The sequence below is a fragment of the Pseudomonas medicaginis genome (assembly GCF_965119365.1).
Lineage (GTDB): Bacteria > Pseudomonadota > Gammaproteobacteria > Pseudomonadales > Pseudomonadaceae > Aquipseudomonas.
Genome location: NZ_OZ221631.1, coordinates 2,194,399 through 2,210,563, shown reverse-complemented (window position 1 = coordinate 2,210,563; position 16,165 = coordinate 2,194,399). Strand labels below are relative to the sequence as shown.

Here is a 16,165-nt window from a genome sequence, read left to right as displayed (position 1 = left end):
TGGCGGGTCTACTTCACACAAAACCAACCGGTTGCACCGGTATTCAGAGATGATCAGCTATGCTTGACCGGCGAAGGGAAACGTAAGTGGTTCATCACTCAATGGACATCAGATTCACCCAACGGCTTTCCTATAAGCAGGCCCGCCTGACCGTCCTGGTGGGCTTCGTGTTGGGCACCTTGCTCAGCCTGATGCAGATCGGCATCGATTATGCCAGCGAAGACGCATCGATCAACCGTGAAATCCTGTCGCTGCTGGAAATCAGCCACAACCCGGCCTCGCGTATCGCCTACAACATCGACGCCGAACTCGCCCAGGAGCTGTCCATGGGCCTGTTGCGCTCACCGGCCATCATCGGGGCCGAACTGATCGACAACAACAATACCGTGTTGGCCAGCGTCAAGCGGCCCGAACTGCAAAGCAGCTACCGGTTCATCAGCGATTTCCTGTTCGGCGCCCAGCGTCAGTTCGAAGACCGGCTCTACCTGGACCACTTGCCCACCGAATCCCTGGGCATACTGCGACTGGACGTCGACACCTATGCGTTCGGCAGTCGTTTCCTGCGTCGCGCCGAGGTCACCTTGCTCAACGGCTTCGCCCGCAGCCTGATCCTGACCGGCCTGCTGCTGGCGCTGTTCTACGTGATGCTGACCAAGCCCCTGGTGCGGGTCATCCGCGAGCTGAGCAGCCGCGACCCGAGCAGCAGCGAACAGAACCGCCTGGAATGCCCTTCCGGCCACCAGTACGATGAAATCGGCGTGCTGGTTTCCGTCGCCAACCAGCAGTTCGAAAATATCTCCACGGAAATCCAACAGCGACGCACGGCCGAAAATCGCCTCACCGAGTACCTGGCGCAACTGGAGAACATCGTCTCGGCACGCACCGCCGAACTCAAGGCCATCAACGCCCGCCTCAGCCAGTCCAACGAGGAGCTGGAAGTGGCCCGGCGCACCGCCCTGGACATGGCCGAAGCCCGCTCCGTGTTCCTCGCCAACATGAGCCACGAGATCCGCACGCCACTCAACGGCCTGCTGGGAATGATCGCCCTGTCCCTGGACGGTCCCCTGACGGCCGAGCAACAGCAACAGCTCTCGATTGCCCATGACTCGGGCAAGGTATTGGTCGAACTGCTCAACGACATCCTCGACCTGTCGAAATTCGACGCCGGTCAACTGGAACTCGAACGCATCCCGTTCGACCTCGGCGCGCTGGTGGAGGATACCGCCAACCTGCTTTCCCAGAACGCGGCCCCCAGTGTCGAACTGGCCTGCCTGATCGACCCTCGGTTCCCGGCGCAAGTGATCGGCGACCCCACCCGGGTGCGCCAGATCGTCAGCAACTTGTTGTCCAACGCACTGAAGTTCACACGCTTCGGTCGGGTCGACGTGAAGTTGAGCCCGTACGCGGGTGGCGTGCGAATCGAAGTCTGCGACACCGGTATCGGTATTCCCCAGGAAGCCCAGGCGAGAATCCTGCAACCGTTCACCCAGGCCGGCGCCGGGATTACCCGCCAGTTCGGGGGCACCGGGTTGGGCCTGGCATTGACCTACAACCTCTGCGAAGCCATGCTGGGCCGGTTGACGATCAGTTCCGAAGCCGGCTTTGGCAGCCAGTTCTGCGCTGACCTGCCCCTGCCCTGCCATCTTCCGGCAGCGTCGGTGGAACCGTTGCGCGGCAACGTCGTCGCCATCACCGCCAGCAGCAGCGGCCTGGCCGAGTTGCTGGGCATGCTGTTGCCGGAGTGGGGCCTTGATTATGTGCAACGCTCCATCGATGACGGATTGCTGGGGCTCAAGCCTGACGTGCTGATCACCGATTGCCCGGAATGCCTGTTCAACCTGCGGCCAACCTTCGATGCGCCGATCCTGCTGGTGACGGCCTATGGCAGCTTCATGCCCAGCGAGGAAGCCATTGCCCTCGCACCGCTGATACAACAAGCCCGACCGCTGGCACGCCATGCGCTGTACCAGATTCTGCGGCGCGCCATGCAAAGCGAGGCGACCACCATCAACGATGCACACATCGAAACCCTGGCGCCGGCCAGGCGTGGGCGGGTACTGCTGGTGGAGGACAATCCGGTCAACCAACTGGTGGCCAAGGGCATGTTGGTGAAACTGGGCTGCGAAGTCACCGTCGCGGCCCATGGCGTCGAAGCCCTGGACCAGTTGGAACAGCAAGTGTTCGATCTGGTGTTGATGGACTGCAACATGCCGGTGATGGACGGCTACGAAGCCAGCCGGCAGATTCGCCGCAGCGGGCGCTGGTCGGACCTGCCGATCGTTGCGCTGACGGCCAACGCGATGCCCGAGGAACGTGAGCGTTGCCGGGCGGCCGGCATGAACGATTACCTGTCCAAGCCGTTCCGCCGCGAAGAATTGGCGGCCGTGCTGGACCAGTGGGTGCCCACTACGTCAGCGCTTTGATCTGGCCCAGCAGATGATCGAGACCGTCTCGCAACGCGCCCAGGCGGTCCAGGTCGACACCGCTGTCGCATAACAGGCGGGCCTTGAGTGGACCGACCTGTTCGCGCAAGGCCCGCCCAGCCGCCGACAGGCTCAAGTGCACCTCCCGCTCGTCCCGGGCAGAACGCTGGCGCTGGACCAGGTCCAGCTGTTCCAGACGCTTGAGCAGTGGCGTCAGCGTGCCGGAATCCAACAGCAAACGTTCACCCAGGGCTTTGACCGTCGGCTGTTGCGGCGCCGTGTCCTGCCATTCCCACAACACCAGCATCGCCAGGTATTGCGGATAGGTCAGGCCGAGCTGATCGAGCATCGGCTTGTAGCCACGGATCACCGCACGGGAAGCGGCGTACAGCTTGAAGCACAACTGACTGTCGAGCTTCAGCGAATCGGCTGACAGGTCACTCATTTGAGCAGCGCTTCGATCTCGCCGGTCAGGTCCTGGGGTTTGGTGGTCGGGGCAAACCGCTTGACCACTTGACCGTCCTTGCCGATCAGGAACTTGGTGAAATTCCACTTGATACCTTTGGACCCCAGCACACCGGGGGCCCGCTGTTTAAGCTGGATGAACAACGGATGGGCATTGGCACCGTTGACATCGATTTTCTTGAACAGCGGAAAACTCACGCCGAAGTTCAGTTCGCAGAACTCGGTGATCGCCCCTTCGTCGCCCGGCTCCTGCTTGCCGAACTGGTTGCAGGGAAAGCCCAGTACCACCAGGCCCTGGTCCTTGTAGGTCTGCCACAATGCCTCAAGTCCCTTGTACTGTGGGGTGAACCCGCACTGGCTGGCAGTGTTGACCACCAGCACGGCCTTGCCGGCGAAATCGGCGAGGGTCTTTTGCTCCCCCTTGATGGTGGTGCACGGGATGCTCAGCAGGGTGTCGCTCATGGCAAGGCTCCGAAGAATGGGACTGGCGTGCAAGATAGCGATCAATTCAATTGTGTGCAATTTAAATTATCGAGCGAACTAATGCTGGATGTGGCAAAAAATCGTGGCGAGGGGATTTATCCCCGTTGGGCCGCGAAGCGACCCCAGATGGTTGGATACGATCAGCCGGATACACCGAAGCGATAGCTATTGGGCTGCTGCGCACCCCAGCGGGGATAAATCCCCTCGCCACGGAGGACCGCGTCGGCTTTATCCGCGGGGAACGAGATCCAGGCATACCGAGTTGATGCAGTAGCGCAAACCCGTGGGCGGCGGGCCGTCAGGGAAGACGTGGCCCAGGTGGGCGTCACATTTGGCGCAGACCACCTCGGTGCGAATCATGCCGTGGCTGACGTCCCGCACCTCCACCACCGCGCTACCCTCGATCGGCGCGTAGAAGCTCGGCCAACCACAGCCCGAATCGAATTTGGTCTGCGAATCGAACAGCGGCTCGTTGCAGCAGATGCAGTGGTACACACCGTCGGTCTTGGTGGTGTTGTATTGACCGGAGAATGGCCGCTCGGTGCCCTTCAACCGACAGACGTTGTATTGCTCCGGGTCGAGCATGGAGCGCCATTCTTCAAGGGTTTTTTCCAACTTTTCCATCGTCCCACCTCGGCAATTGAAAAAGCCCGATCCGACGCTTTTCCGCAGATCGGGCGGCACGTATGATTGCGCCTCGTCAGACGCCAGTCTGGCAGTCACGTCACGCGCATTCAAACGGATTGTGGCGCCTACACCGCGTCAGGCCTGGGCACAGACGCAGGATTCCCAGTACGGTAGTTCATACGCCGCCTGGATCGTTCATTTTCGGGAACACATCGCCATGCAGGTCAGCAAATCGAACAAGCTCGCCAACGTCTGCTACGACATTCGCGGCCCGGTGCTCAAGCACGCCAAACGCCTGGAAGAGGAAGGTCATCGCATCCTCAAGCTGAACATCGGCAACCCGGCCCCCTTTGGTTTCGAAGCGCCCGATGAAATCCTCCAGGATGTCATCCGCAACCTGCCGACCGCCCAGGGCTACAGCGACTCCAAGGGCCTGTTCAGTGCGCGCAAGGCCGTGATGCAGTATTACCAGCAGAAGCAGGTCGAAGGGGTCGGCATCGAAGACATTTACCTGGGCAACGGTGTGTCCGAACTGATCGTGATGTCCATGCAGGCCCTGCTCAACAACGGCGACGAGGTATTGGTGCCGGCACCGGACTATCCGCTGTGGACCGCTGCCGTGAGCCTGTCCGGCGGCAACCCGGTGCATTACCTGTGCGACGAACAGGCCAACTGGTTTCCCGACCTGGCGGACATCAAGGCCAAGATCACCCCGAACACCAAGGCCCTGGTGATCATCAACCCGAACAACCCCACCGGCGCCGTGTATTCCAGGGAAGTGCTGCTGGGCATGCTGGAACTGGCCCGCCAGCACAACCTGGTGGTGTTCTCCGACGAGATCTACGACAAGATCCTCTACGACGACGCCGTTCACGTGTGCACCGCATCCCTGGCGCCGGACCTGCTGTGCCTGACCTTCAACGGTCTGTCCAAGTCCTACCGGGTGGCCGGTTTCCGCTCCGGCTGGATCGCCATCTCCGGGCCCAAGCACCATGCCCAGAGCTACATCGAAGGCATCGACATGCTCGCCAACATGCGCCTGTGTGCCAACGTACCGAGCCAGCATGCGATCCAGACGGCGCTGGGCGGCTACCAGAGCATCAACGACCTGGTCCTGCCCCAGGGCCGCTTGCTGGAGCAACGCAATCGCACCTGGGAATTGCTCAACGACATTCCCGGCGTCAGTTGTGTCAAGCCGATGGGTGCGCTGTATGCCTTCCCGCGGATCGACCCGAAGGTCTGCCCGATCCACAACGATGAAAAATTCGTCCTCGACCTGCTGCTGTCCGAGAAGCTGCTGGTGGTTCAGGGCACGGCGTTCAACTGGCCGTGGCCCGACCACTTCCGCGTCGTGACCCTGCCACGGGTCGATGACCTCGACCAGGCCATTGGCCGGATCGGCAACTTCCTCAAGTCCTACCGTCAATAGTCAGTCTGCGTGCGAGGCGTCCTCACCTCGCACGCTGTTTGATTCAGCAACATATCCGTTCGGTCGACTCCGTCGGGCCTTCTACACTAGGCACTGGACGGCCAACGCGCATCTGGGCTCAACGTTCACGGGGGGCAGGCACCGCATTTCTTTTCCCTGGTCACTTTCAGAAATGTCTTTCAAACATTTAGGACGCCTGTAGGACACAGTTTGAAATAGTCGGCGAGTTGAATCGCCTGCGGCAGCACCTTATATACCCCGCATAACGCTACATCTTTAGCATGAGGAGATTTTCACCACCATGATGCGCATCCTGCTGTTCTTGGCCACTAACCTGGCGGTCGTGCTGATTGCCAGCATCACCCTGAGCCTCTTTGGCTTCAACGGGTTCATGGCGGCCAATGGGGTTGACCTCAACCTCAATCAGCTGCTGATCTTCTGTGCGGTGTTCGGTTTTGCCGGTTCCCTGTTCTCGCTGTTCATCTCCAAGTGGATGGCGAAGATGAGCACCGGCACCCAGATCATCAGCCAGCCGCGCACGCGTCACGAACAATGGCTGCTGCAGACCGTCGAGCAGTTGTCCCGCGAAGCCGGTATCAAGATGCCGGAAGTCGGTATCTTCCCCGCCTACGAGGCCAACGCGTTCGCCACCGGCTGGAACAAGAACGACGCCCTGGTCGCCGTCAGCCAGGGCTTGCTCGAGCGGTTCTCGCCCGATGAAGTCAAGGCCGTACTGGCCCACGAGATCGGCCACGTTGCCAACGGCGACATGGTGACCCTGGCCTTGATCCAGGGCGTGGTGAACACCTTCGTGATGTTCTTCGCCCGGATCATCGGTAATTTCGTCGACAAGGTGATCTTCAAGAACGAAGAAGGCCAGGGCATCGCCTACTACGTGGCGACCATCTTCGCCGAGCTGGTACTGGGCATCCTCGCCAGCGCCATCGTCATGTGGTTCTCGCGCAAACGCGAGTTCCGCGCCGACGACGCCGGTGCACGCCTGGCCGGCACCAGCGCCATGATCGGTGCCCTGCAACGCCTGCGCGCCGAGCAAGGCCTGCCGGTGCACATGCCCGATACCCTGAATGCCTTTGGCATCAACGGTGGCATCAAGCAGGGCCTGGCACGCATGTTCATGAGCCACCCGCCGCTGGAAGAGCGTATCGACGCACTGCGTCGTCGCGGCTGACCATCAGCACCTCAGAAGCCCGCAGCGATGCGGGCTTTTTTTGTCTGCAGGTTTATGAGCTGTCAGGTCTGGCGTCATCGCGAGCAAGCTCGCTCCCACAGGAATCTTCGGTGGACGCAGACCCTTTATTCACTGCCGATCAACTGTGGGAGCGAGCTTGCTCGCGATGGCGCCAGCATAGACGCACAGCATCAACGACTGGAAATCCGATACACCCGCTCATCCAGCCGGGTCACCCCGGCCTGGAGGAATTTCCAGCTCTCCCCCAACACATCCTGTTCCTGCAAGACCTCCAACTGCCAGGCATCTCCCAGCAGCCGCCGCACCTCATCATCTCCCACGGAGAACGGCGGGCCAGGCATTTCATCCTGGTGATAATCGAGGGTAATCAACAAGCCGACGCCGCTGGGCAAGATCCTCTGCAGGTGAGCTGCGTACCGTTCCCGCATCGGCACCGGCAAGGCGATCAGCGCCGCGCGGTCGTACAACGCCGTGCAATCGGCCACGTCCTCTCGATCCAAGGCAAAGAAATCACCGCAGCGGATCTCGATATCGGCGGCACGAAAGACCTTGAAGACGCCCTCCTCGCTCACGCTCGGCTCAAGCTGATGCTCAAGGAAAAAATCGGTGGCGGCTTTTTCCGACAACTCCACGCCCAGCACCGAGTGGCCCTGATGGGCAAGCCACAGTAGATCCAGGCTTTTGCCACACAACGGCACCAGCACCCGACTGCCCCGGGCCAACCCCAGTTGCGGCCAGAAACGTTGCAGGTAGGGGTTCACCTCCGGCAGGTGAAAACCGATCTGGTTCGATGACCAGCGCTTGTGCCAAAACTCGGGCTCCATGACTTACTCCAAAAATTCGATCAAAACGGGCTAAAACTTATATTAGATTTAGATCATTGACCTGACGGAAGATGACCCATCTTAACGCTCAGGAGTCCGTCATGCTGCCCAGCCTGTTTATCTCCCATGGCTCACCGATGCTCGCCCTGGAGCCCGGCGACAGCGGTCCGGCATTGGCTCGCCTGGCCGCTCAATTGCCCAAGCCCAAGGCCATCGTCATCGTGTCCGCCCACTGGGAAAGCAACGAATTGCTGGTCAGCGCCAATCCGCAGCCGCGCACCTGGCACGACTTCGGCGGCTTTCCACCAGCCTTGTATGAGGTGCAGTACCCCGCGCCTGGCGATCCTCGACTGCCGGCACAAGTAGCCAGCATGCTCAACGCCGCGCACCTGCCGGCCCGCCTCGACCCTCAACGGCCGTCCGACCATGGCGTCTGGGTGCCATTGTCGTTGATGTACCCCGAGGCCAACATCCCGGTGGTGCAGGTTTCCCTGCCCAGCCGTCAAGGACCGGTGTTGCAGACCCAGGTCGGCCGGGCCCTGGCGAGCCTGCGCCAGGAGGGCGTCCTGCTGATCGGCTCCGGCAGCATCACCCATAACCTGCGCGACCTGGACTGGAACGCCGGCCCTGACAGCATCGAACCCTGGGCCAAGGCCTTTCGCGATTGGATGGTCGAGCAGTTGGCCGCCAACGACGAGGCTGCACTGCATGATTACCGCCACTTGGCGCCCAATGCCGTACACAGCCACCCCAGCGACGAGCACTTGTTGCCGCTGTATTTTGCCCGGGGTGCCGGCGGGACATTCAATGTGGCCCATGCGGGGTTCACGATGGGGACGCTGGGGATGGACATCTATCGGTTCGACTGATGCACCGAGTCGCTAGACAAAAAAAAATCCCCGAACCAGTCGGGGATTTTTCATGCTCGATCAATCAGCCCGAGAGCCGATCAATCTTCGCGATAGCGACGCAGCTTGAGCTGCTTGCCCGCTACACGCGTGTCTTTGAGCTTGGTCAGCAACTTCTCCAGACCATCTTCCGGCAGCTCTACCAGGCTGAAGCTGTCACGCACCTGGATGCGGCCGATCGCTTCGCGGGCCAGGCCGCCTTCGTTGAGGATGGCACCCAGCAGGTTCTTGGCCGCGATGCCGTCACGGGCACCGAGTGCAGTACGGCAGCGCGCACGGCCTTCGGCCAGCGGGATCGGCGCACGACGCTCGCGATCACCACGATCCGGACGATCACCGGTGCGCTCAGGACGATCGCCACGGGGTGCATTGTTCGGCACCAGGGGACGTTCCTTCTCGATTGCAGCCAGGTTCAGCGCTTGGCCATTGGTGGCCTTGCGCAGCAGTGCGGCAGCCAGGGCGCGCGGGGTGCAACCGATGTCGGCGGTCAGGCGATCGAGCAGATCACCGTGGGTCGATTCGGCGTCCGCCACCAGGGGCGACAGGCTGTTGGTCAGTTTCTTGATGCGAGCATCGAGAACAGCCTGGGCGTCCGGCAGGCGAACTTCGGCCACCTTCTGGCCAGTCACGCGCTCGATCACTTGCAGCATGCGACGCTCACGCGGGGTGACCAGCAGCAGCGCGCGGCCTTCGCGACCGGCACGGCCGGTACGGCCGATACGGTGAACGTAGGATTCCGGATCGTACGGCATGTCTACGTTGAACACGTGGGTGATGCGCGGAACGTCCAGGCCACGGGCAGCGACGTCGGTGGCCACAACGATGTCCAGGCGGCCATCCTTGAGGGAGTCGATCACGCGCTCACGCTGGTTCTGGGCAATGTCACCGTTCAGCGCAGCGGCTTTGTAGCCTTTGGCTTCCAGGGCGCTGGCCAGGTCCAGGGTCGCTTGCTTGGTGCGCACGAACATGATCAGGGCGTCGAAGTCTTCCACTTCCAGCAGGCTGAGAACGGCGGAAGTCTTCTGGTCAGCGTGCACCAGCAGGTGAGCCTGCTCGATCGCGGTAACGGTCTGGGTCTTGCTCTGGATCTTCACGTGCTTCGGATCGCGCAGATGGCGCTCGGCGATGGCACGGATCGATTGTGGCAAGGTGGCCGAGAACAGGACGGTCTGGCGGGTTTCCGGCATGGCCTTGAAGATGACTTCCAGGTCGTCCATGAAGCCCAGCTTGAGCATCTCGTCCGCTTCATCGAGCACCAGGTGGTTCACGGTGGCGAGGACTTTTTCGTCGCGACGCAAGTGGTCGCACAGACGGCCCGGGGTGGCGACAACGATCTGTGCGCCATTACGGATTGCTTTCAGTTGTGGGCCCATCGGCGCGCCGCCGTAGACAGCCACGACCGTCACGCCTGGCATTTGCTTGGCGTAGGTTTCGAAAGCGGTTGCAACTTGTAGCGCCAACTCACGAGTTGGGGCCAGGATCAGAGCTTGCGGCTCGCGCTTGGACGGATCAATGCGGTGCAGGATCGGCAGTGCGAACGCGGCGGTCTTACCCGTACCGGTTTGCGCCTGACCAATCATATCGTGACCGGCGAGAATGATCGGGATCGACTGCTGCTGAATGGCCGAAGGCTCTTCATAGCCGGTAGCGACTACTGCAGCGACAATATTGGGATGAAGTTCAAGAGCGGCGAAGCCGCCGATTTCCTGGGTCATGGGTCTGCCTCTAAGTGCATCCGCAAAGACCCATGCTCCAAAGCTGCGCATGCCGTGTTGAGACTCAAGAGTCGCCCTGGCAGCTTTGTCGGCGGGGATTTGCGAAAACGAATGAATGAAAAAGAACGTCGTGGAAGCATCCGTTGTGCGGACATGCAACCGAAGCTGGCTTCGGGGAATTGCGCTACCTTGACGCGGCCCGGCTAAAGGCCGGCGCGCACTATACCGGAATTCGCCCAAAAAGGGAGCTTTTTTTATTGCCAAACCCCGTTATGGGGCTCGCTGTCACAAGGCCTTGGGCAGCCAGCTAAAACGGTTCACTTGCGCACGACACAAACTTCATTGTGGCGAGGGGATTTATCCCCGCTGGACTGCGAAGCGGCCCCCCGACTTATCTGAGACATTTGCGAATGACTCAACCTCGATAGGGCCGCTGCGCGCCCCAGCGGGTATAAATCCCCTCACCACAGGATCTTCGTCGTGCTTTGGGTTGGTGTCATGTCGCCGGGCGAATGGCCTTGATCAATGACTGCAACGAATAGCCCAACCGTGGCGCCAGTCCTTCGGCCCTGGCGACCAGGCCTTGCATGTCCAGCGCCTGATCCAGATCCGCTGGCACGATCAGGATCACGTTGCCTTCTTTCACCGGCAGCTCCCAATAATGCCGGTGGTACAAGCCGCGCAAGAGCGCTGCGCCCAGCGGCTTGCCGTCGTCGGTGGCCCACTGGTTGATCACCAGCCAGCCACCGGGGTTGAGACGCTTCTGGCAGTTCTCCAGGAACCCCCAGGCCAAGTGCCCGACGCCCGGACCGACATCGGTGTAGAGGTCGACGAAAACAAGATCCGCCGGCTCCGCCGTTTCAAGCAATTGCAAGGCATCGCCCACACGAATGTACAAACGGGGATCGTCTTCCAGCCCCAGGTATTCCATGGCCAGGCGCGGCACGTCGGGACGCAGCTCGATGGCTTCGACATCTTCCAGCGGCAGGAACTTGAGGCAGGCCTGGGTCAGCGTACCGGCGCCCAACCCCAGGAACAGCGCGCTTTCCGGCTGCTCGTGACACAACGCACCGATGAGCATGGCACGGGTGTAGTCATATTCGAGCCAGCTCGGATCAGCCGTGAACACGCAGCTCTGCTCGATGGCATCGCCAAATTCGAGAAACCGGTAATCGGCCACTTCGAACACGCGAATCATGCCGAACTCGTCGTGCACCTCGGCGAGCAAATGCTCGACGCGCTCCTCTGTCATTTCAGCTCCTGATGGTTGCCATGCCGGCTTGGGCCCGCGAATACGGGGCAAAGGCGCGATTGTCCGCGAAGCAACCGGAACAGGTCACGCACTAATTTGCTGATAACATGGTCGTCCGAGCGTAAATCACCTAGAGATCATGATGAGCCAACCCTGGAGCCCTGACAGCTGGCGCGCCCTGCCGATCCAGCAACAACCCCGCTACCCCGACGCCGCGCACCTGTTGCAGGTGGAGCAGACCCTGGCCAGTTATCCGCCACTGGTGTTTGCCGGTGAAGCCCGGGAGTTGCGCCGTCAGTTCGCCGAGGTGACCCAGGGCCGGGCGTTCCTGCTGCAAGGCGGCGACTGCGCCGAAAGCTTTGCCGAATTCTCGGCGGCCAAGATCCGCGACACGTTCAAGGTGTTGCTGCAGATGGCGATCGTCATGACGTTTGCCGCCGGCTGCCCGGTGGTCAAGGTCGGCCGCATGGCCGGTCAATTCGCCAAGCCGCGTTCGGCCAACGACGAAACCATTGGCGGCGTGACCCTGCCGGCCTATCGGGGCGACATCGTCAACGGTATCGGTTTCGACGAAAAAAGCCGTGTACCGGACCCGGAGCGGTTGCTGCAGTCCTATCACCAGTCCACCGCCACCTTGAACCTGCTGCGTGCCTTCGCCCAAGGCGGGTTCGCCGACCTGCACCAGGTGCACAAGTGGAACCTGGACTTCATCGCCAACTCGGCCCTGGCGGAAAAATACAGCCACCTGGCCGACCGCATCGATGAAACCCTGGCGTTCATGCGCGCCTGCGGCATGGACAGCTCGCCGCAATTACGCGAAACCAGTTTCTTCACCGCCCACGAAGCGCTGCTGCTCAATTACGAAGAAGCCTTCGTGCGCCGTGACAGCCTGACCAACGACTATTACGACTGCTCGGCCCACATGCTGTGGATCGGCGACCGCACCCGGCAGCTGGATGGCGCCCATGTGGAATTCCTGCGCGGGGTGAACAACCCGATCGGGGTCAAGGTCGGCCCGAGCATGGACCCGGACGACCTGATCCGCCTGATCGACGTGCTCAACCCGGACAACGACCCCGGCCGGCTGAACCTGATTGCGCGGATGGGCGCCAACAAGGTCGGCGAGCACTTGCCGCCACTGTTGCGCGCCGTGCAGCGTGAAGGCAAGCAGGTGCTGTGGAGCTCCGACCCGATGCACGGCAACACCATCAAGGCCAGCAGCGGCTACAAGACCCGGGACTTCGCACAGATCCTCGGTGAAGTGAAGCAGTTCTTCCAGGCCCACGAAGCCGAAGGCACCTACGCCGGCGGGATCCACATCGAGATGACCGGACAAAACGTCACCGAATGCATCGGCGGCGCACGGCCGATTACCGAAGACGGGCTGTCGGACCGCTACCACACCCACTGCGACCCGCGGATGAATGCCGATCAGTCGTTGGAGCTGGCGTTTTTGATTGCCGAGACGTTGAAGCAGGTTCGGCGGTGAGTCAGTAAGGCATTCGAAGCCTGCTGGATTGCTTCGCGAGCAAGCTCGCTCCCACATTGGACCGGCGGTGAACACAAAACCTGTGGTCACCCAAAATCCCTTGTGGGAGCGAGCTTGCTCGCGATGGCGATGCCTCAGTCACTCATCGGTCTGAGCCAATGCCACCGCCAACCGAGCGCCACTCACTCGCTGGCAATTGAGCTGAACCCGCTCCAACCCCAACCACCGGGCCATGCGCCTCAAGCTCAACGCCAGGGCCTGCATTCCCTCCTCGTCCAGCCCCGGCGCTTCTTCGTGCACCGCATGCACCGCCAACCGCCCCAAGGCCCGCTCCGCCCGCAAGTCCACTCGCGCGGCAATGCGTTCATGGTGCAAAAACGGCAACACGTAGTAGCCGTAAACACGCTTGTGCACGGGGGTGTAGATTTCGAGGCGATAACGAAAGTCGAACAACCGCTCGGTACGGCCGCGCTCCCAGACCAGGGAATCGAACGGCGACAGCAAGGCACTGGCGGCGACCTTGCGAGGGATTTTTGCCACGGGTCGACACCAGCCCGGGTGCTTCCAGCCTTGCACCTGGCAGCGCAGCAGTTCTCCGGCCTCCTCCAGCTCAGCCAGCCGCGCCCGACTGTCCGCCGGGTCGAGGCGAAAGTAGTCGCGCAGGTCTTTCTCGGTCGCAATGCCCAGGGCTTCGGCGGCATGCATCAGCAAGGCGCGTTGGGCCTGGGCTTCATCCGGCAACGGTTGCTGCAGGATCGAAGCCGGCAGCACCCGCTCCGGCAGGTCGTAGAGCCGCTCGAAACCGCGCCGCCCCGCCACCGTGACTTCGCCCGCCGCGAACAGCCATTCCAGCGCATGTTTCTCTGCGCTCCAGTCCCACCAAGGCCCGGCTTTTTCCTGGCGCGTGGACAAACTGCCTGCACCCAGGGCGCCCTGCTCCCGGACCGCCGCCAGGACGCGGCGGATGACATCCTGGCGTTCCTGGCCGAAACGCGCCAATTGCTGGTAGATCCCCTCGCCCCCCGCTGCCCGATCCATGCGCCAGCGCATCAGCGGATACATCGACATCGGCAACAGGGACGCTTCATGGCCCCAGTATTCGAACAGCGTACGACGTCGCCCCTGGCTCCAGGCTGCTTGATCGAGCAAATCGCGATTGTAGTGACCGAGGCGGGAGAACAGCGGGAGGTAATGCGAGCGCACCAGCGCATTGACCGAGTCGATCTGCAGGACGCCGAGGCGTTCGATCAGACGGTTGAGGCGCGAAGGTTGCACCGAAGCTGGCGGCGACCGCCCATCGAATCCTTGGGCGGCCAACGCCAGACGCCGGGCCTGTTTGAGGGTAAAGGACACAGTCGCGGGCATGGAGATCTCCTTGTCTGCTCGCAACCTACCTCACCAATAAGGGGTTTGTGTAGGAAAGGATGGCTCATTTGTGCATTGGGTCATCCCAGAATGGCCGAACCACTTCCTGCTCCACGTCGGCACGACTCACGCCGATGTCCTTGAGCGCCTCGTCGCTCATTCCGGCCAGCAGTTCGCGCTCGTGGTGCAATTCGTACCAGCGACTAAACTTGTGCAGCAAGGCGCTGATGGAAAAGCCGTGGGAGAGTTTGTCTATCAGTAGATAACCTTTTTGACCTTTCATCGTGATGTCCTCCGTTGGGGATGGCTCAAGTCTCGCGCTACCGCTAAGATCAATCCAACGAATGTTTCTTATGCAATACATCTCGGAGATTGATCAATTGTCGAGTTACCCGAGCATCGATACGGAAGTGCTGCGTACCTTTGTCGCCATCGCCGACCAGGGCGGTTTCACCCGGGCCGGGGAGTTGGTCAATCGCACCCAGTCAGCCGTGAGCATGCAGATGAAGCGGCTCGAAGAAGACGTATTGCAGCGACGGCTGTTCGAGCGCGACGGGCGCCAGGTCAAGCTCACCGCCGAAGGCCAGGTGCTGCTGGGTTACGCCCGGCGGATCCTCAAGCTGCACAGCGAGGTGTTCAATACCCTGCGCGAGCCGCACATGGTCGGCACGGTGCGCATCGGCACGCCGGACGATTACGTGATGCGCTTCCTGCCGGGCATCCTGCAACGTTTCGCCCAGTTCTATCCCCTGATCGAAATCGAAGTGCACTGCGAATCGTCCAAGCAGTTGCTGTTGCGCCAGGACCTGGACCTGTCCATCGTCACCCGCAAGCCGGGGGACGAAATCGGCCAGTTGCTGCGCAAGGAGCGCTTTGTCTGGGCCGAAGCCGCCTGCTTCAATGTCCATGAGCAAACACCGCTGCCACTGGCGATGTTCAACAGTGACTGTTTCTGCCGGCAATGGGCCTGCAATGCGCTGGACGCCATGGGCCGTGATTATCGAGTGGCGTACAACAGCTCGAGCCTGTCGGCGCTCATGGCAGTGGTGGGCGCCGGCCTGGCAATCACGGCGCAACTGGAAAGCCTGCTGACCCCGGACATGCGCGTACTGGGCGAGGCCGAAGACCTGCCGGAACTGCCCGAGGCCAGCATCATGCTGATCCGCAACCTGCACAACCCGTCGCCGATCACCGAGTGCCTGGCCGAACACATCGTCGAAGGTTTCAAACTTTAAAGGCGAGCAACACCGCGCACAGCACCAGGAAACCGCAGAACAACCCGCGCAACAGCCGCTCCGGCAAGGCGTGGGCCACTTTCACACCCCAACTGATGCTCAGCAGGCCACCAACGGCCAGCGGCAGGCCGATGCTCCAGTCCACTTCGTGATGAAACGCATACGTGGCGAGGGTCACGCCGGTACTGGGCAAGGCCAGCGCCAGGGACAAGCCTTGGGCGACCACCTGGCTGGTGCCAAAAATGCTGGTCAGGATCGGCGTGGCGACAACGGCCCCGCCGACACCAAACAGACCGCCCATGGTGCCGGATGCGGCTCCCAGCACGCCGAGCCATGGCCAGCCATGACGCATTTGCGCAGAAGCCGGTACGCTGGCGGCGAACATCCGGACCAGGTTGTAGAGCGTCAGCGCGATCAGGAACGCCACGAAACCGATCCGCATGCTGTCCGCGTCGATGCCTACGGCCCAGATCGAACCGAGCCAGGCAAAGCAGAAACCCATGGAAGCCAACGGCAGGACATGGCGCAATTCGATGCGATTGCGCTGATGATAGCGCCACAACGCAAGCATGACGTTGGGCACCACCATGACCAGCGCCGTGCCCTGGGCCAGTTGCTGGTCCAGGCCGAACCAGACGCCCAGCACCGGAATGGCAATCAAGCCGCCACCGATCCCGAACAATCCCCCCAAGGTGCCCAACACGGCACCGAACACCAAAAACAGTGCAAACTCGAACACA

Annotated in this window: 15 protein-coding genes; 6 read left to right on the top strand and 9 right to left on the bottom strand. The window is 61.5% G+C overall.

Features of this window, described 5'->3' with window-relative positions; all coding sequences use genetic code 11:
• The first annotated feature begins 101 nt into the window (after window positions 1–101).
• The gene (locus ACMTA2_RS09775) at window positions 102–2,423 is read left to right on the top strand and encodes a hybrid sensor histidine kinase/response regulator (protein WP_413794671.1); all 2,322 of its coding nucleotides are present in this window, start codon (window positions 102–104) and stop codon (window positions 2,421–2,423) included.
• On the opposite strand, the gene ACMTA2_RS09770 is transcribed toward ACMTA2_RS09775, so the two are convergent.
• The 3 genes from ACMTA2_RS09770 to msrB all read right to left on the bottom strand — a co-directional run bounded on the left by ACMTA2_RS09770 (window position 2,407) and on the right by msrB (window position 3,995).
• Window positions 2,407–2,868: a MarR family winged helix-turn-helix transcriptional regulator gene (locus tag ACMTA2_RS09770; protein ID WP_413794670.1), complete on the bottom strand. Its 462-nt coding sequence runs from the start codon at window positions 2,866–2,868 to the stop codon at window positions 2,407–2,409. The genes ACMTA2_RS09775 and ACMTA2_RS09770 overlap by 17 nt on opposite strands.
• Window positions 2,865–3,350, bottom strand: coding sequence for a glutathione peroxidase (locus ACMTA2_RS09765; RefSeq protein WP_413794669.1), 486 nt, complete (start codon window positions 3,348–3,350; stop codon window positions 2,865–2,867). Before ACMTA2_RS09765 ends, ACMTA2_RS09770 begins: the two co-directional genes overlap by 4 nt.
• 249 nt (window positions 3,351–3,599) lie before the next feature.
• A complete protein-coding gene (msrB, locus tag ACMTA2_RS09760; protein ID WP_413794668.1) occupies window positions 3,600–3,995 on the bottom strand; it encodes a peptide-methionine (R)-S-oxide reductase MsrB in 396 nt (131 codons plus the stop codon).
• A gap of 220 nt (window positions 3,996–4,215) precedes the next feature.
• Between msrB and ACMTA2_RS09755 the strand changes: the two genes are divergently transcribed.
• Entirely contained in the window at window positions 4,216–5,427 is a 1,212-nt protein-coding gene (locus ACMTA2_RS09755; RefSeq protein ID WP_095963474.1) for a pyridoxal phosphate-dependent aminotransferase, read from the top strand.
• A gap of 301 nt (window positions 5,428–5,728) precedes the next feature.
• Entirely contained in the window at window positions 5,729–6,616 is an 888-nt protein-coding gene (htpX, locus tag ACMTA2_RS09750; protein ID WP_003183732.1) for a protease HtpX, read from the top strand.
• 191 nt (window positions 6,617–6,807) lie between these two features.
• On the opposite strand, the gene ACMTA2_RS09745 is transcribed toward htpX, so the two are convergent.
• Entirely contained in the window at window positions 6,808–7,461 is a 654-nt protein-coding gene (locus ACMTA2_RS09745) for a thiopurine S-methyltransferase (RefSeq protein WP_413794667.1), read from the bottom strand.
• Window positions 7,462–7,562: 101 nt separating this feature from the next.
• On the opposite strand from ACMTA2_RS09745, the gene ACMTA2_RS09740 reads away from it, so the two are divergent.
• On the top strand, window positions 7,563–8,330 hold the full coding sequence (locus ACMTA2_RS09740) for a DODA-type extradiol aromatic ring-opening family dioxygenase (RefSeq protein ID WP_413794666.1): 768 nt from the start codon (window positions 7,563–7,565) through the stop codon (window positions 8,328–8,330).
• A gap of 80 nt (window positions 8,331–8,410) precedes the next feature.
• Here ACMTA2_RS09740 and ACMTA2_RS09735 read toward each other — a convergent pair whose 3' ends face one another.
• Complete coding sequence (locus ACMTA2_RS09735; RefSeq protein WP_181288894.1) at window positions 8,411–10,084, bottom strand: DEAD/DEAH box helicase; 1,674 nt, start codon at window positions 10,082–10,084, stop codon at window positions 8,411–8,413.
• A 496-nt stretch (window positions 10,085–10,580) separates the two neighbouring features.
• The gene (locus tag ACMTA2_RS09730) at window positions 10,581–11,336 is read right to left on the bottom strand and encodes a spermidine synthase (protein ID WP_413794665.1); all 756 of its coding nucleotides are present in this window, start codon (window positions 11,334–11,336) and stop codon (window positions 10,581–10,583) included.
• A 142-nt stretch (window positions 11,337–11,478) separates the two neighbouring features.
• On the opposite strand from ACMTA2_RS09730, the gene ACMTA2_RS09725 reads away from it, so the two are divergent.
• The gene (locus ACMTA2_RS09725) at window positions 11,479–12,825 is read left to right on the top strand and encodes a class II 3-deoxy-7-phosphoheptulonate synthase (RefSeq protein ID WP_413794664.1); all 1,347 of its coding nucleotides are present in this window, start codon (window positions 11,479–11,481) and stop codon (window positions 12,823–12,825) included.
• A gap of 138 nt (window positions 12,826–12,963) precedes the next feature.
• Here ACMTA2_RS09725 and ACMTA2_RS09720 read toward each other — a convergent pair whose 3' ends face one another.
• Both ACMTA2_RS09720 and ACMTA2_RS09715 read right to left on the bottom strand, forming a co-directional pair.
• Window positions 12,964–14,190 (bottom strand): winged helix-turn-helix domain-containing protein, encoded by a 1,227-nt coding sequence (locus ACMTA2_RS09720; protein WP_413794663.1) that lies wholly within the window; start codon window positions 14,188–14,190, stop codon window positions 12,964–12,966.
• Window positions 14,191–14,254: 64 nt separating this feature from the next.
• Complete coding sequence (locus ACMTA2_RS09715) at window positions 14,255–14,473, bottom strand: DUF1127 domain-containing protein (RefSeq protein ID WP_053120494.1); 219 nt, start codon at window positions 14,471–14,473, stop codon at window positions 14,255–14,257.
• A gap of 97 nt (window positions 14,474–14,570) precedes the next feature.
• Here ACMTA2_RS09715 and ACMTA2_RS09710 point away from each other — a divergent pair, with 97 nt between their 5' ends.
• On the top strand, window positions 14,571–15,425 hold the full coding sequence (locus ACMTA2_RS09710) for a LysR substrate-binding domain-containing protein (RefSeq protein WP_027912697.1): 855 nt from the start codon (window positions 14,571–14,573) through the stop codon (window positions 15,423–15,425).
• Here ACMTA2_RS09710 and ACMTA2_RS09705 read toward each other — a convergent pair.
• Window positions 15,415–16,164 (bottom strand): sulfite exporter TauE/SafE family protein, encoded by a 750-nt coding sequence (locus ACMTA2_RS09705; protein WP_413794662.1) that lies wholly within the window; start codon window positions 16,162–16,164, stop codon window positions 15,415–15,417. The genes ACMTA2_RS09710 and ACMTA2_RS09705 overlap by 11 nt on opposite strands.
• Window position 16,165 lies beyond the last annotated feature (1 nt).

Excerpts from the sequence above, each read along its gene's own strand:
- ACMTA2_RS09765 (WP_413794669.1), bottom strand. The coding sequence starts at position 3,350 with ATGAGCGACACCCTGCTGAGCATCCCGTGCACCACCATCAAGGGGGAG.
- ACMTA2_RS09740 (WP_413794666.1), top strand. The coding sequence starts at position 7,563 with ATGCTGCCCAGCCTGTTTATCTCCCATGGCTCACCGATGCTCGCCCTG.
- ACMTA2_RS09770 (WP_413794670.1), bottom strand. The coding sequence starts at position 2,868 with ATGAGTGACCTGTCAGCCGATTCGCTGAAGCTCGACAGTCAGTTGTGC.
- ACMTA2_RS09735 (WP_181288894.1), bottom strand. The coding sequence starts at position 10,084 with ATGACCCAGGAAATCGGCGGCTTCGCCGCTCTTGAACTTCATCCCAAT.
- ACMTA2_RS09725 (WP_413794664.1), top strand. The coding sequence starts at position 11,479 with ATGAGCCAACCCTGGAGCCCTGACAGCTGGCGCGCCCTGCCGATCCAG.
- ACMTA2_RS09775 (WP_413794671.1), top strand. The coding sequence starts at position 102 with ATGGACATCAGATTCACCCAACGGCTTTCCTATAAGCAGGCCCGCCTG.
- ACMTA2_RS09730 (WP_413794665.1), bottom strand. The coding sequence starts at position 11,336 with ATGACAGAGGAGCGCGTCGAGCATTTGCTCGCCGAGGTGCACGACGAG.
- ACMTA2_RS09715 (WP_053120494.1), bottom strand. The coding sequence starts at position 14,473 with ATGAAAGGTCAAAAAGGTTATCTACTGATAGACAAACTCTCCCACGGC.
- msrB (WP_413794668.1), bottom strand. The coding sequence starts at position 3,995 with ATGGAAAAGTTGGAAAAAACCCTTGAAGAATGGCGCTCCATGCTCGAC.
- ACMTA2_RS09720 (WP_413794663.1), bottom strand. The coding sequence starts at position 14,190 with ATGCCCGCGACTGTGTCCTTTACCCTCAAACAGGCCCGGCGTCTGGCG.
- ACMTA2_RS09755 (WP_095963474.1), top strand. The coding sequence starts at position 4,216 with ATGCAGGTCAGCAAATCGAACAAGCTCGCCAACGTCTGCTACGACATT.
- ACMTA2_RS09745 (WP_413794667.1), bottom strand. The coding sequence starts at position 7,461 with ATGGAGCCCGAGTTTTGGCACAAGCGCTGGTCATCGAACCAGATCGGT.
- htpX (WP_003183732.1), top strand. The coding sequence starts at position 5,729 with ATGATGCGCATCCTGCTGTTCTTGGCCACTAACCTGGCGGTCGTGCTG.